General features: G+C 36.0%; 13 protein-coding genes. All 13 read right to left on the bottom strand.

Going from position 1 to position 12,951, the window contains the following annotated elements; translation table 11 throughout:
* Positions 1-2 precede the first annotated feature (2 nt).
* The 13 genes from purD to ACEN33_RS00920 all read right to left on the bottom strand — a co-directional run bounded on the left by purD (position 3) and on the right by ACEN33_RS00920 (position 12,939).
* Positions 3-1,265 (bottom strand): phosphoribosylamine--glycine ligase, encoded by a 1,263-nt coding sequence (gene purD / locus ACEN33_RS00980; protein WP_407094382.1) that lies wholly within the window; start codon positions 1,263-1,265, stop codon positions 3-5.
* A 25-nt stretch (positions 1,266-1,290) separates the two neighbouring features.
* Entirely contained in the window at positions 1,291-2,883 is a 1,593-nt protein-coding gene (gene purH, locus ACEN33_RS00975; protein WP_407094381.1) for a bifunctional phosphoribosylaminoimidazolecarboxamide formyltransferase/IMP cyclohydrolase, read from the bottom strand.
* Positions 2,880-3,470, bottom strand: a complete 591-nt coding sequence (purN, locus tag ACEN33_RS00970; RefSeq protein WP_407094380.1) for a phosphoribosylglycinamide formyltransferase — start codon at positions 3,468-3,470, stop codon at positions 2,880-2,882. The genes purH and purN overlap by 4 nt, the downstream gene beginning before the upstream one ends.
* A 9-nt stretch (positions 3,471-3,479) precedes the next feature.
* Entirely contained in the window at positions 3,480-4,514 is a 1,035-nt protein-coding gene (gene purM, locus ACEN33_RS00965) for a phosphoribosylformylglycinamidine cyclo-ligase (RefSeq protein WP_407090034.1), read from the bottom strand.
* Positions 4,507-5,994, bottom strand: coding sequence for an amidophosphoribosyltransferase (purF, locus tag ACEN33_RS00960; RefSeq protein ID WP_407094408.1), 1,488 nt, complete (start codon positions 5,992-5,994; stop codon positions 4,507-4,509). Before purF ends, purM begins: the two co-directional genes overlap by 8 nt.
* A gap of 263 nt (positions 5,995-6,257) precedes the next feature.
* Positions 6,258-6,809: a GNAT family N-acetyltransferase gene (locus ACEN33_RS00955; RefSeq protein ID WP_407090033.1), complete on the bottom strand. Its 552-nt coding sequence runs from the start codon at positions 6,807-6,809 to the stop codon at positions 6,258-6,260.
* Positions 6,810-7,126: 317 nt separating this feature from the next.
* Positions 7,127-7,597 (bottom strand): QueT transporter family protein, encoded by a 471-nt coding sequence (locus ACEN33_RS00950; RefSeq protein ID WP_138403360.1) that lies wholly within the window; start codon positions 7,595-7,597, stop codon positions 7,127-7,129.
* Position 7,598: 1 nt separating this feature from the next.
* Positions 7,599-8,243: a 7-cyano-7-deazaguanine synthase QueC gene (gene queC, locus ACEN33_RS00945; protein ID WP_407093818.1), complete on the bottom strand. Its 645-nt coding sequence runs from the start codon at positions 8,241-8,243 to the stop codon at positions 7,599-7,601.
* A gap of 18 nt (positions 8,244-8,261) precedes the next feature.
* Complete coding sequence (gene queF, locus ACEN33_RS00940) at positions 8,262-8,759, bottom strand: preQ(1) synthase (RefSeq protein WP_338488864.1); 498 nt, start codon at positions 8,757-8,759, stop codon at positions 8,262-8,264.
* Positions 8,760-8,930: 171 nt separating this feature from the next.
* Positions 8,931-9,887: a nucleoside hydrolase gene (locus tag ACEN33_RS00935; RefSeq protein WP_407090030.1), complete on the bottom strand. Its 957-nt coding sequence runs from the start codon at positions 9,885-9,887 to the stop codon at positions 8,931-8,933.
* Positions 9,888-10,056: 169 nt separating this feature from the next.
* Positions 10,057-10,989, bottom strand: a complete 933-nt coding sequence (locus ACEN33_RS00930) for an FAD:protein FMN transferase (protein WP_407090029.1) — start codon at positions 10,987-10,989, stop codon at positions 10,057-10,059.
* A 78-nt stretch (positions 10,990-11,067) separates the two neighbouring features.
* Positions 11,068-12,315, bottom strand: a complete 1,248-nt coding sequence (locus ACEN33_RS00925; protein WP_407090028.1) for an NAD(P)H-dependent oxidoreductase — start codon at positions 12,313-12,315, stop codon at positions 11,068-11,070.
* 18 nt (positions 12,316-12,333) lie between these two features.
* Positions 12,334-12,939, bottom strand: a complete 606-nt coding sequence (locus ACEN33_RS00920) for an NADPH-dependent FMN reductase (protein ID WP_407090027.1) — start codon at positions 12,937-12,939, stop codon at positions 12,334-12,336.
* Positions 12,940-12,951 lie beyond the last annotated feature (12 nt).

Genomic DNA, 12,951 nt, shown 5'->3' with positions numbered 1-12,951 from the left:
CTTTACGCCTCCTTATTTCGATGTAAACCAATGTCTGTTCGGTAGAATGTATCTTGAATATCAAATTGTTTCATATCGTTATAAACTTTTTCCCTAGCTTCCTCAATAGTATCGCCACTAGAAGTAACCATTAAGATTCGCCCGCCACTTGATTGGAGTCCTTTCTCAGGCCTTCTATCTACTCCTGCAAAGTAAACATTGTCTTCAATTGTCTTTGGAATATTTAAAGGAATATTTGCTTTTGGCAGACTTGGATAGCCTTCGGCTGCAAGTACAACTCCTAGATTAAATTGCTTTTTAAAACGAATATCTATCGGTGATTGTTCTAAATAAGCTTGAGCAACTTCATAGAAGTCATTCTCTAACAACGTAAGTAAAACTTGAGTCTCTGGATCTCCCAAGCGAGTATTAAATTCAATCACTTTTGGCCCCTCACTCGTCCAGATAATTCCAGTATAAAGAATACCAGTGAACGGTGTTTCGTTCTCGATCATTTGATTGGCAATGGGATGAACAATCTCCGTCAACACACGGTGTTCTGCTTCTTCATCAAACCAAGGAACTGGAGCGAAAGAACCCATGCCTCCCGTATTCAATCCTAAATCATTATCAAACGCACGCTTATAATCACACGCCGTACCAAGCGATATAATATGATCTCCATTAACTAAACTAAAGTGAGAAAATTCTGTTCCAGTTAAGAATTCTTCAATGAGCACTTCTTTATTATTCTTATCCATCATCAACTCGAGGGAACTCACAGCTTCCTCCATCGTTTCTGGAATAACGACACCTTTACCACTCATTAGGCCATCTGCTTTGATAACAAATGGTAACCCTAAGGCTTCTGCATATTCAATCGCTTCTAGACATTCTCCGGCTTTAAAGAAACGATGTTTAGCAGTATTAACTTTTGCAAGTGACATTATATCTTTAGCGAAATTTTTTGAGTTTTCTAATCGTGCAGCTGCTTTTGTTGGCCCTATGATAGGTAAATTGAGACTTATAAAATAATCAACAATGCCCAACTCCAAAGGTTGTTCGGGACCAACAAATGTCAGGTCAATCGCTGAACTTTCTACAAACTCCGCTAAACGTTCGATTTCTGTTACCGGGATATTCACACACTCTATATTATGATTAGTCAAAACCATACCTGGATTACCCGGCGCAACATATACTTGCTGAACTTGAGGACTACGGGCAAAAGCAAGTGCTAAGGCATGCTCACGTCCGCCCGATCCAATAATTAAGATATCTTTCATTGGGTTCTCTCCTAATTAATATATTTTAGTGTCTGAAATGGCGGTAACCAGTCATAACCATAGCAACGTCATTGTCATCGCAAACTTGAACAGAGTCTTGATCATATTTCGACCCACCTGGTTGAGCAATAGCCGTAATACCTCGTCGATGTGCTAATTCGGCAGTATCTGACATTGGTAAAAAAGCATCACTCGACATTACATAAGTTTGTCTTAGGAATTCATCTTTTTCTTCTGCTTGTTTTAGAGCAATTTCAGCGGAACCGACACGGTTCATCTGCCCTGCTCCAATTCCTAAGGTCATATAATCATTTGTCACTACTATTGCATTACTTTTAACATGTTTAACAATTTTCATACCAAAGTTCATCGCTTTTAGTTCTTCAAGTGTCGGTTGTCGTTTTGTCGAGACATCCCAAGCATTTGGAATGTCTGATAAAGAATCTTTTATCAGTTCGTTGGATTGATCCACTGCTTGAACTAATAATCCACCTGAAACTGAAACATATTCTTCTTGATCCTTATTTGACTCTTCATCAAAATCGATGGTTAAAAGACGTAAATTTTTCTTTTTAGTTAATCTTTCTAATGCTTCTGAACTAAAACTTGGAGCAACTATAATTTCTAAGAATATCTTCCCTAAAGCGTTTGCTAATTCTAGTGATACTTCTCGATTCACGACTACAATTCCACCATAAATTGAAACTGGGTCCGCTTGTTGGCAACGTTCAAAAGCTTCTTCAATTGTATCGGCTATTGCCACACCACAAGGATTCATATGTTTGACTGCTACGGCAACCGGTTCTGTAAACTCTTTTGCAATCTTAATCGCTGCATCTGCATCTTTTAAATTATTGTAAGATAATTCTTTTCCATTCAATTGAACGGCTGCTGCAATGGATGATTTTGGAGCATTGAGTTCTTTATAGAAAGTAGCCGATTGATGGCTATTCTCCCCGTAACGTAAAGATTGTTTTTCTGAGTATGTTAAAGTCTTGTGGGTCCAGTGGTTAACTTCAAAGTTTTGTTCTTTCTTATTAAACTGTTCTAAATAATCTGCAATTAAAGCATCGTAATGGGAGGTCAATTGAAACACTTTACCAGCTAAGTACTGTCTAAATTCATAAGTACTTTCATTATTATCTGTAAGTTGCTGAATTAACGTTGAGTAATCTGCAGGATCAGTAACAACAGTTACGGATTGATAGTTCTTTGCTGCACTACGAAGCATTGATGGCCCACCGATATCGATATTTTCAATGGCATCTGCCAATGTAACATCATGTTTTGTAATTGTTTCTTTGAAAGGATATAAATTAACAATGACATAATCAATCATTGAAATACCATAATCCGTCATCGCTTGTTTATGCTCATTATTATCACGTAATCCTAATAAGCCGCCGTGAATTTTTGGATGTAACGTTTTTACTCGTCCATCCATCATTTCTGGAAATTTTGTATAATCTTCCACAGCAGTGACCGGAATACCCGCTTCTTCAATTGTCTTAAATGTTCCTCCGGTTGATAATAATTCAATTCCATTATTCACAAGCGTTTGGGCTACCTCTATAATTCCAGTCTTATCTGATACGCTTAGTAGTGCATATTTTGTCATTTTACATTGTTTCCTTTCTCATTGAATTCTTTTGCCAATTGTTGAATCACTTTCGGATATAGAGAGTGTTCAATTTGATGAATGTTATTTTCTAATTCTTCTAATGTCCATTCTGGCTGAATTTGAAGTCTTTTCTGAGCGATTATTTCTCCTGTATCAATCCCTGCATCAACATAATGGACTGTGACTCCACTCTCTTTTACACCAGCATTATATGCGTCTTGTATGCCTTTACGACCAGGGAACGCCGGTAAGAGTGATGGATGGATATTAATAATTTTTTTCGGATAGTGATTGAGTATGTCCGCTCCAATAATTCGCATAAAGCCAGCTAGAATGATTAAATCAACTTGATGAGCCTCTAAATATTTAATAATTTCAAGCTCCCATGCTTGGCGACTTTGGCAGTCTTTGGGACTTAAGATTAAAGTATCAATCCCTACATCCTTTGCCCGTTTAACCACATAAGCTTTAGGATTGTCACAGACTAAACAATTAATATTTCCCGCTATCTCTCCTGCTTTGACTGCATCAATGATGGCTTGTACATTTGTTCCATTTCCTGAAGCGAATAGTGCTAGATTCATAGTCAAGTACTACTCCTTATCTATATTTAGACGAACAGTTTCGCCCTCATTCTTTTGATCCTCGATGCGTCCAATAACCATACTTTCATTGATACTTGAGAGAATTGTTTCTACTTTTGTTTCTTCAACTGCTAAGACCATCCCGATACCCATGTTAAAAACGTTAAACATTTCCTCAAGGTCTAATTCTCCAAATTTCTGTAATTCATTAAATATAGTTGGGATTGTCCACGTATGAACATCTACCACTGCCGTCAAACTCTTTGAGAACATGCGCGGTAGATTCTCAAAGAAGCCACCGCCGGTAATATGCGCTATACCATTAATACTTTGTGAATCGACAAACGGCATGACTTCTTTGACATATATCTTAGTCGGGGTTAACAAATGATCAATCAATGTATGTCCATCTGATAGTTGATCTTCAAAGTTCATTTCATGGTCTTTGAAGAATATTTTGCGTACTAATGAATAACCATTTGAGTGAATGCCTGAACTCGGTAAACCAATGAGCACATCCCCAGCCTTAACTTTAGAACCGTCTAGAATATTTGCTTCATCAGCAACTCCGACACAGAATCCCGCTAAATCAAACTCACCATTTGCATATAAATCAGGCATCTCAGCTGTTTCGCCCCCAACAAGTGCAGCATTGGCTTGAACACAACCTTCCGCTACACCTGAAACGATTTGTTCAATATCTTCTGGAACTGTACTGCCTACAGCAAGATAATCTAAAAAGAATAAAGGCTGAGCACCTTGGGCTAAGGTATCATTGACACACATGGCCACTGCATCGATACCGATGGTGTTTAATTTACCTGACTGTTGAGCAAGTAATATTTTTGTCCCAACACCATCCGTACCACTAACTAATACTGGATTTTTGTATTGCTTCGTGTCCAACTTAAACAATGCTCCAAAACTTCCTAATTGGTTCATAACTTCTGGACGCATTGTTCTGTTAACGTGCTTTTTCATTCGTTCAACTGCATCGTATCCTTTTTCAATATCGACACCTGATTGTTGATATGCATTACTCATCACTAAATTCTCCTTTTATAATTTTCTTTTGTAATGGGGTTAAACTTTCTTGAAATTCATTCTGATAATCTCCTATATCTGAAGGGTATTGACCGGTATAGGCGTCTAAACTAACTCCCTGATCCGGGATATTCTTATCAAAATTAATACTATCAACTAAGCCTTTAACTGACAGGTAGCCAAGTGAATCACTACCAAACAATTCATTTAACTCTTTAATTGTGTAGTTCGCAGCAATTAATTCCTCTGTATGTGTTGTATTAATGCCGTAATAGTTTGGGAATCGAATAGGCGGACTGGCAATTCTTAAATGAACTTCTTTCGCTCCAGCCCCTTTAAGTAACTCAACTAAGTGGCGCACTGTCGTCCCCCGCACTATCGAGTCATCAACAAGGACAATTGATTTATTACGTATTAGACTTTCAACAACAGAAAGTTTATACCGAACTCCTTGTTCCCGTAATTCTTGATTGGGTTGGATAAATGTTCTACCAATATATTGATGTTTAATTAATCCGATCTCATAAGGCAAACTATGTTCTTCGGCGTAACCACTTGCAGAAGAAAGTGATGAGTTAGGTACGCCAATCACTAAATCTGCCCCGTGTGTTGGCCGTTCTTTAGCTAAACGGCGCCCCATCTCTTTTCGTGCAGTATGAACATTAATTCCTGAAATATCAGAATCAGGTCGTGAAAAATATATAAATTCCATTGGTTCAAGTGTTGCTTTCTGTGAGTTAGTGTAGTTTGTGATATGATAACCTTCATCATTTATAACTACATATTGCCCAGCCTGCACTTCTGTGACGTATTTTGCCCCAACACTTGATAACACACATGTTTCGCTAGCTAAGATATAAGCACCATTAGAAAACTGTCCGATGACTAGTGGTCTAAATCCATGTTTATCCACGGCTCCATACAACGCATCATCCGTTAATAAACAAAAATTAAACCCACCATTTAATTGTTCGATGGATGATTGAAAAGCATCTGTAAAATTATTCTTCTTTGAACGTCGAATCAAATGAATTAAAATTTCAGCCGCAGAGTTTGTGGAAAATACGGCCCCCTCGTCCTCTAATTGTTGACGTAAAGACAAGGCTTCAGTTAAATTTCCATTATGAGTGATGGCTATCGATTGATTATTGAAGTGAAATAATAACGGTTGAATATTCGAATCATCTGCCTGATCGCTAACAGTGGCAGAACGAACCTGACCAATGGCGCTGTTCCCTACTAACTTCTCTAATTTATCTTCTGTATCAAAAATATGTGAAATTAATCCTCGACCGCGAAAACTCGTAAAAGTGTTCTCATCTTTTGTTACTATCCCAGCACTCGTTTGCCCCCGGTGTTGTAAAGCATGAAGTCCAAAATAGGTGATTTTATTAGCTAAGGGATGATTCCAAATACCAAATAATCCACCAGACTCTACGACACTATCGATGCCTCGGAAATTCGCTCCTACTGAGCTCATTCCTTCAATCGTTCTCATCAAGCATTCCACTCCCATTCGTATATTTATATAAAAAACTTTTTTTGTCATATTTAAGTTACACCTTATAAAAATTTGAAACAATCTTTATGAGAACAATTCAGAAGCTTTATAGTCGAACGTTCGGCTTAAAATAACATTTAAATTTACATAAGACTTGTAAAGTTATTCTTAAGGGTTTTTATCTAACAGTTGAATTTTTACGAATAACATATATATTTATAAAAAAAGGAGCAGCAAATTAGCTACTCCAATGTAAATTTATTTAATTTATCCCATTCCTCACGTAAAATCCCCATACGAATTGAGTCATAAAAATAATCATTATATAGTCTTACTTTACGTATTCGCGCTTCCATCTGCATGCCTAAATTCTCAGCAACTTTGATCATCGGTTCATTTCCAGACCAAGTCGTCAACCCCACACGAACTAAGGGTAATGTATTAAATAAATGACTAATCCAAAGAGATAATGCACGCCTACCAATATGTTGTCCTCTATTGGATGCATCATAAATCACAATACCAGTTTCTAACCAAAGCGATGGTTCGTGCTCCCAATAATAGGAGACAGTTCCAATCAACTTTCCTTTATATTCAATTGCCCATCGATCAACTTGATCAACCCATTGATTAGAATCCTTTAGAAAATTCTCATATGACTTTGATGCATGTGGGTAGTAAGGCGCATCCCATTGTTTCCATTCTGGATTATCTTCCTTGAATATAAATTCCCACAATTGATTTAAATCTTGTTCTTTCAACGTGCGGATAATCAATTCGTTATCTTTATACATAAATTTGACTCCTCTAAACTTGTAATTTTTCTCCATATTTTTATTGTACTATATCAACATAGAAAGCGGTATATATAAGCAAAAACCCAGGCAATTTACCTGGTTATCTTTTCGTATTAGAAAGCAATTAATTTTTTTGTACTGGAATTACCAATAGCAGTGTTCCGTATAAGGATTCAGTCGATTGTTCGATTTACTATTTTTTAATTCATGCATAAAACTTGTTTTTTAAATTTGAGGTGTTTGCAATTCAAAAATAACAAAAAAAGCAGAAATCTATTTAGATTTCTGCTCATTGATGAATTAAATTAATACATTTAATGTGCCATTTGTTTTATGAAAGAAGAGAGATATCTCTCTACAACAAATGTACCTATTAAAGCTACGATAATGTTAGATATCGCAACACTGATGACACTTACCCAAAACGGTGCGCCCACTGCATAATGCAAGGTCGCCCCAACCACGATGCCACACCATATTCCATAAGCTATACTTTTAATGTAAGCGGATTTGAATAATCGGTTAAACACATAAAGAGTCACGGATTGAATTAGAAAACCCGATAATATATCAATTGGCCCTAACGGACTAAAAATATTACTGATCATCACACCAAAAAGTATTCCTGGTGCTAATTTAGGTTGATAAAATGGAACTGGTACTAATAATGTTGACACTCTAAACTGAAATATCCCACTAGAGATAGGGTTAATTAAAGTCAAGGCCACGTATAATGATGCTAACAACGCATTATTAACTAATTTTTTTGTTTTTATACTTTGCATTTTATGCTACCTCCAGTCCATTCGCTTCAAAAGCTTTTTTGCGGTCAATACACGTACCACAAACTCCACAAGCAGGGTCAGTCCCTTTGTAACAGCTGTAAGTTAGCTCATAAGGTACCTCCAATTCAATCCCTGTGGCTACAATATCTTTTTTTAACCTAGTCATGAAGGGAGCTTTTATTGATACAGAATTATTTGTACCAAGCTGAATCGCTTGATTCATTGTTTGAATAAATTCAGGCGAACAGTCAGGATAAACTGTTCCTGACTCGTCTTGATGTGCACCGAAGTAAATTTCATCAGCTCGATACTGTTTAGCCAATGAAGCTAATATTGCTAAAAAGACACCATTTCGAAACTCTACTTCTGTATTAAGTTCATTTGATTCTCCATATGCTCCCTCAGCAATTGGGATATCGTTATTTAAACTCAAGGCAGATTGACTATCTGAAAAAATTGAACTTAAATCCATAATTTTATGTCTGACTTGATAATATTCACTGACTTTTTGAGCGGCTAGTAATTCCATTTGTTCATGTTGTTGATTATACGTAAAAGTAATTGCTAATATATCTGGATCGGTTGCTTTAGCAAGAGCTAAGGCCGTAGAGCTATCAACTCCACCACTTAATAAAACTAATTTCATCATTATACCCCCTTTAACCTAACGGTTATCCACTTTCTCAGGATATAAATCATGATTTTTAAGTCGTTCCCAAGCCATATCTTCCCACTTTGTTCCGGGTTGACCATAATTACAATATGGATCGATCGAGATTCCACCACGAGGTGTGAATTTACCCCATACTTCAATATATTTTGGTTCCATCAGCTTAATGAGGTCTTTCATAATGATATTCATACAATCTTCATGAAAGTCACCATGATTACGGAAACTGAATAAGTAAAGTTTTAATGACTTACTTTCAACCATTTTCTCCCCTGGAACATAGCTAATGTAAATAGTCGCAAAATCTGGTTGCCCTGTCATTGGACATAAAGACGTAAACTCGGGACAATTAAATTTAACAAAATAATCATTATCCAAATGCTTATTTGGAAACGATTCTAAAATTTCTGGCGCATAATTATCCAAATATTTAGTTCCTTGATTCCCCAACAAACTCACATTACCCATGTCTTCATTACTTCTACCTTGCATTTTTTCTCTCCTTTTCGGCAAATTGAAAGCAACAAAAATAGAGATGTCTATATAACATCTCTAGAGTTTTAACTTAAAATTAGCCCTAGTTTTGTTTAATGACAGGATGGTTACGAACTGTCATATTTAATTATACTTTATTATAACTGAATAAGGTTACAATGCAAAGGCTTAATCTACTTGTCTTAAAACATGCTGGACTCTTTCAATAAATCGCCGAGTAAAAAGTTCACTATCTACATCTAAACACACTGTCATAGACTTATATGGTCGATTTAATAAGTCTAGATTTCCAATGGTTCTTCCCTTCGCATCACCTTCAGTTTCTACTTTAAGATTAATTTTTGTTGTTTGAGTAACAATTGAAGGGTTCAGTGCGACTTCCACTGCTAAAGGATCATGCATAGCGCCACCAATCTCAGCATTATCAAATTCATTAGTATAGTAGTAATTAGCCATTTCAACCATAGCCTCGCTTGCTTTTGTACCTATTGGATGCCAAGACGAGATATCTGTCCCTTTAATCATTGTCTTGAGTGTTACATCCAGACCAACTAATGTCATTGGAATATCACTAGCGAAGACATATTGAGCAGATTTAGAATCTCTATGAATATTTGCTTCGGCATATGGTGAAACATTCCCAGGTACTGTTAGTGCACTCCCCATACTTACAATTTTACCAATCTTTTCAATGGCTTCTTTATCTTTTTTAATTGCATCAGCTAAATTGTTCATAGGTCCAGCCGTATATAATATTAACTCTTCCCCAAATGTATTTGCAGATTCAATGATGAAATCCACTGCACTTTGTTTACTAGGTTGTCTTTTCGGTTCACCTAATTCAACGTTTCCGATACCATTCTCTCCATGGATATGTAATAGATGTGGTTGAGGTTCATAGCTCGTCTCACCCCAAGGCGAACTCGCACCTTCAAAAACTGGAATATGACTATGACCTAGTAAATCAAGTAAGTTTATTGTATTCTTTGTTGCGTTTTCTAAAGTGACATTACCAAAACTTGTAGTGACGCCAATAAGTTCTACTTTATCAAAACTAAGTGCATACGCTAAAGCTAAAGCATCATCCACACCCGTGTCTAAATCCATAATCATCTTCATTGTCATCTCATTCACCTCCACCGTCATTTATTATTATCTTATCTAAAGTATAGTTGACTCATCTAATGATAGCTAGTTATCGTTACGTTTAAACACTCCTCAAAATAAAATGATCGCATTCATAATTATTTCAAAATTCAAAAACAGCTCCTACTTGAGAGCAAGAGCTGTACACTTAGTCTATTTTTATAACATCATTCACTAATCCATGTGTGATTAAAATTTCACTGTCTTTTGTAATAACAACCGCTTCTACATCTTGTATTTGATTTATTTGTTTTATAATATCATGCGCTTCGGCTTTATAATACATCGTTGTATAGAGTTCCCCTGTTAAAGATTCTTTAGAGACTATTGTTAAACTTGCGATATTATTTTTGACTGGATAACCTGTCTTACTATCAAATATATGATGATATTCTTCGCCATTATAGACAAATGTTCGCTCATAAATACCAGAAGTAACAACCGATTTATCTTTAACCTTCAATAATCCAACTAAATTATTCCTTGTCATGAAAGGATTTTGAACCCCAACTCGCCATAACGTGTCTGGATTTGTTGGATGACTTCCCAGTAATAGGACATTACCGCCTAAGTCAATGATCCCCTTTTTAACGCCTGCTTTTTTCAAGAAGTGTTTGATTTGATCAGCAAAAAAGCCTTTAGCTAATGCACCTAAGTCAATTTCCATCCCTTTTCTTTCTAAATAAACACTTTGTTTCTCGTCATTTAACTGAATCAAATTAGGGTCAATGAGTGTTAAGCGTTCGTCTATCTCGGCTTGAGTTGGAACTTTTGCATCAGAAAAACCTATCTTCCATAGTTTGATTAAGGGGCCAATCGCAATATTTAATGTATTCGATAAATCTACACTATAGACTTTGCCTATCTTAATGAGTTCAAATATATCAGGGTCAACAGCAACAGCTTTGATACCAGCAAATTGATTGACCTTCATCAATAAACTGTTCGCATCATTCGCGCTAAAACGATTTTCGTAATCTAACAATCGTTTTTTAGCTTCGTTTAACAAATAGTGCGAAAATTCATGTTCGATTTGTAAATTAATCGTCGTACCCATTGCTTTAAAAGTAATACTTTCCATATTTAAAACCCCTTAAATCATTATTTAGCCAAAAAAGTTCGAAGATTTACCTCCGAACTTTTACTAAATTATATCATATTAATGTGAAGATGCACCTGATACTGTATCCACTTCTGGTTCTGCTGCATTGCTTTGTGATGCACCTGAAACTGTGTCAGCTTGTTTATTATCGCTTTGTGAAGCGCCTGATACTGTATCTTTTCCTCCAACTAATTCTTGACCAGTTTGTTGTAAGTACCAATCAACTGTTGGTTTAATATCCATAATATATTCATTAATTCCCATGTAATTGCCTTCATCATCACGAATTGCTTGATAGTTGTGAACCACAAATTTATCTGGCCCATGTGTTGGTACGTGAACACGGACAATATCTTGTTTTCCTGAACGTAATTGTGAGATAACCCATTTCACATTTTTGTGTGTACGGTCTGGGTGACATGCACCAAGAGGGTTTCCTGGTTGTTCTGGATAACGTTTGGCGAACATTTCTTCTGAAGGTAGAACGCTGTTATAGTATAAGAATTGGTTGTTACTATCAGCAAACGTTAATTCCATTGGCATTGATCTTAAGAATTGATCAATTTGGTTCACTGTTAGGATACCTCTATTAAGTTTGACATAGTCATTTCCTGTCGCTGGGTTTACTTTTTCAGCTGCTTGTTCTACCCAGTCTGGAGCCGTCATCTCTACACCTTCAATTGTTGTGTCAATCTTTCCATTAGCAAATAAATCTTCCTCGATTGGTTTTACCACTTCAGTTGCTCCCCCTTTACCTTCTAATTCTGAAACGACTTTAATAAATCGGATGAATTTTTCTAAGCAAGATGCTAAGAAGTTTATTGTTCCTTGGTCTTTTAAATTATTCTCTTCGTCAAATGCTTCTTTCACATTCCCTAATAAGAACTCATTCCCCGGTAGTACAATCGCATTGACACCTGGTGAGTCTAAGATTTGTCTTAATGAAAGTTGAGCACGTGAAGATCCTTGTGAGAAGTACGATGCACCGACAATCATGACAGGTTTATTTTCGAATGGATGAATTTTAAATGATAGCCACTCAATTAAGCTTTTTAGAGCTGCTGGAATAGTATGATTATGTTCTGGCGTTGCGATAATCACACCATCAGACGCTTCAATTCTTTTAGCAATATCTTGAATGACGGGTGATTGAGTTTGGTCATCACTTTGGTTAAATAATGGCACTTGATCAATCTCAACAATATCTAAATCAATTAATTTGTTAAAATGTTTTTGGATAAACTGTAATAATAAACGGTTATACGATTCAACAGCATTTGATCCAACGATTCCTACTAATTTCATATTATCTTATCTCCTTTATTAATCTTCCCAAGTATAGTCATCTGCTTCTCTAACATTAACAGCATGTGCTTCCATTAATTGCCCAGTAATCTCAACGAAAGTTAAGAAATCTGAGAATAAGCCCTCAAGTAATTCAATTTTTTCTTTTGAAATTAATTGCCCTTGTTCATCAAATGCTTGTAATGAATGATCTAATAAGTATTCTGAACTTGGCATAATTCTAGCTTTTAATTCAGGTGAATCCAGAATTTGACGGGCATGCATTTGAGCACGTGATGAGCCTAATGTTCCATATGATGCACCTACAACCATAACAGGCTTATCTACGAATGGATGCGTTTTAAATGATAACCAACTTAAAGCATTCATTAATGCCGCAGGTACCGAATGATCATATTCAGGTGTACTAATGATTACTCCATCAGCTTGTTCAACTTTATCTGATAACTCTTTAACACTCTCTGGTAATTCAATACTTTTATCTTTGACAAACATTGGTAATTCTTTAATCTCAACTAATTCAATATCGACTTTATCAGAAAAATGTGTTTCCATATATTGTAGTAACTTACGGTTAGTTGAATTATTTGAGTTAGTCCCAACAATTCCTAATAATTTCTTCATTTAAATATCCCC

Origin of the sequence: Ruoffia sp. FAM 24228 (assembly GCF_045528575.1) — a bacterium.
Classification (GTDB): Bacteria; Bacillota; Bacilli; order Lactobacillales; family Aerococcaceae; genus Ruoffia; species Ruoffia halotolerans.
The sequence above is the reverse complement of the archived record's forward strand: the minus strand, read 5'-3'. Positions and strand labels throughout refer to the sequence as shown.

Coding starts and splice junctions, on each gene's coding strand:
- purD (WP_407094382.1), bottom strand. CDS start 1,265: ATGAAAGATATCTTAATTATTGGATCGGGCGGACGTGAGCATGCCTTA.
- purH (WP_407094381.1), bottom strand. CDS start 2,883: ATGACAAAATATGCACTACTAAGCGTATCAGATAAGACTGGAATTATA.
- purN (WP_407094380.1), bottom strand. CDS start 3,470: ATGAATCTAGCACTATTCGCTTCAGGAAATGGAACAAATGTACAAGCC.
- purM (WP_407090034.1), bottom strand. CDS start 4,514: ATGAGTAATGCATATCAACAATCAGGTGTCGATATTGAAAAAGGATAC.
- purF (WP_407094408.1), bottom strand. CDS start 5,994: ATGAGCTCAGTAGGAGCGAATTTCCGAGGCATCGATAGTGTCGTAGAG.
- ACEN33_RS00955 (WP_407090033.1), bottom strand. CDS start 6,809: ATGTATAAAGATAACGAATTGATTATCCGCACGTTGAAAGAACAAGAT.
- ACEN33_RS00950 (WP_138403360.1), bottom strand. CDS start 7,597: ATGCAAAGTATAAAAACAAAAAAATTAGTTAATAATGCGTTGTTAGCA.
- queC (WP_407093818.1), bottom strand. CDS start 8,243: ATGAAATTAGTTTTATTAAGTGGTGGAGTTGATAGCTCTACGGCCTTA.
- queF (WP_338488864.1), bottom strand. CDS start 8,759: ATGCAAGGTAGAAGTAATGAAGACATGGGTAATGTGAGTTTGTTGGGG.
- ACEN33_RS00935 (WP_407090030.1), bottom strand. CDS start 9,887: ATGACAATGAAGATGATTATGGATTTAGACACGGGTGTGGATGATGCT.
- ACEN33_RS00930 (WP_407090029.1), bottom strand. CDS start 10,989: ATGGAAAGTATTACTTTTAAAGCAATGGGTACGACGATTAATTTACAA.
- ACEN33_RS00925 (WP_407090028.1), bottom strand. CDS start 12,315: ATGAAATTAGTAGGAATCGTTGGATCAAATGCTGTTGAATCGTATAAC.
- ACEN33_RS00920 (WP_407090027.1), bottom strand. CDS start 12,939: ATGAAGAAATTATTAGGAATTGTTGGGACTAACTCAAATAATTCAACT.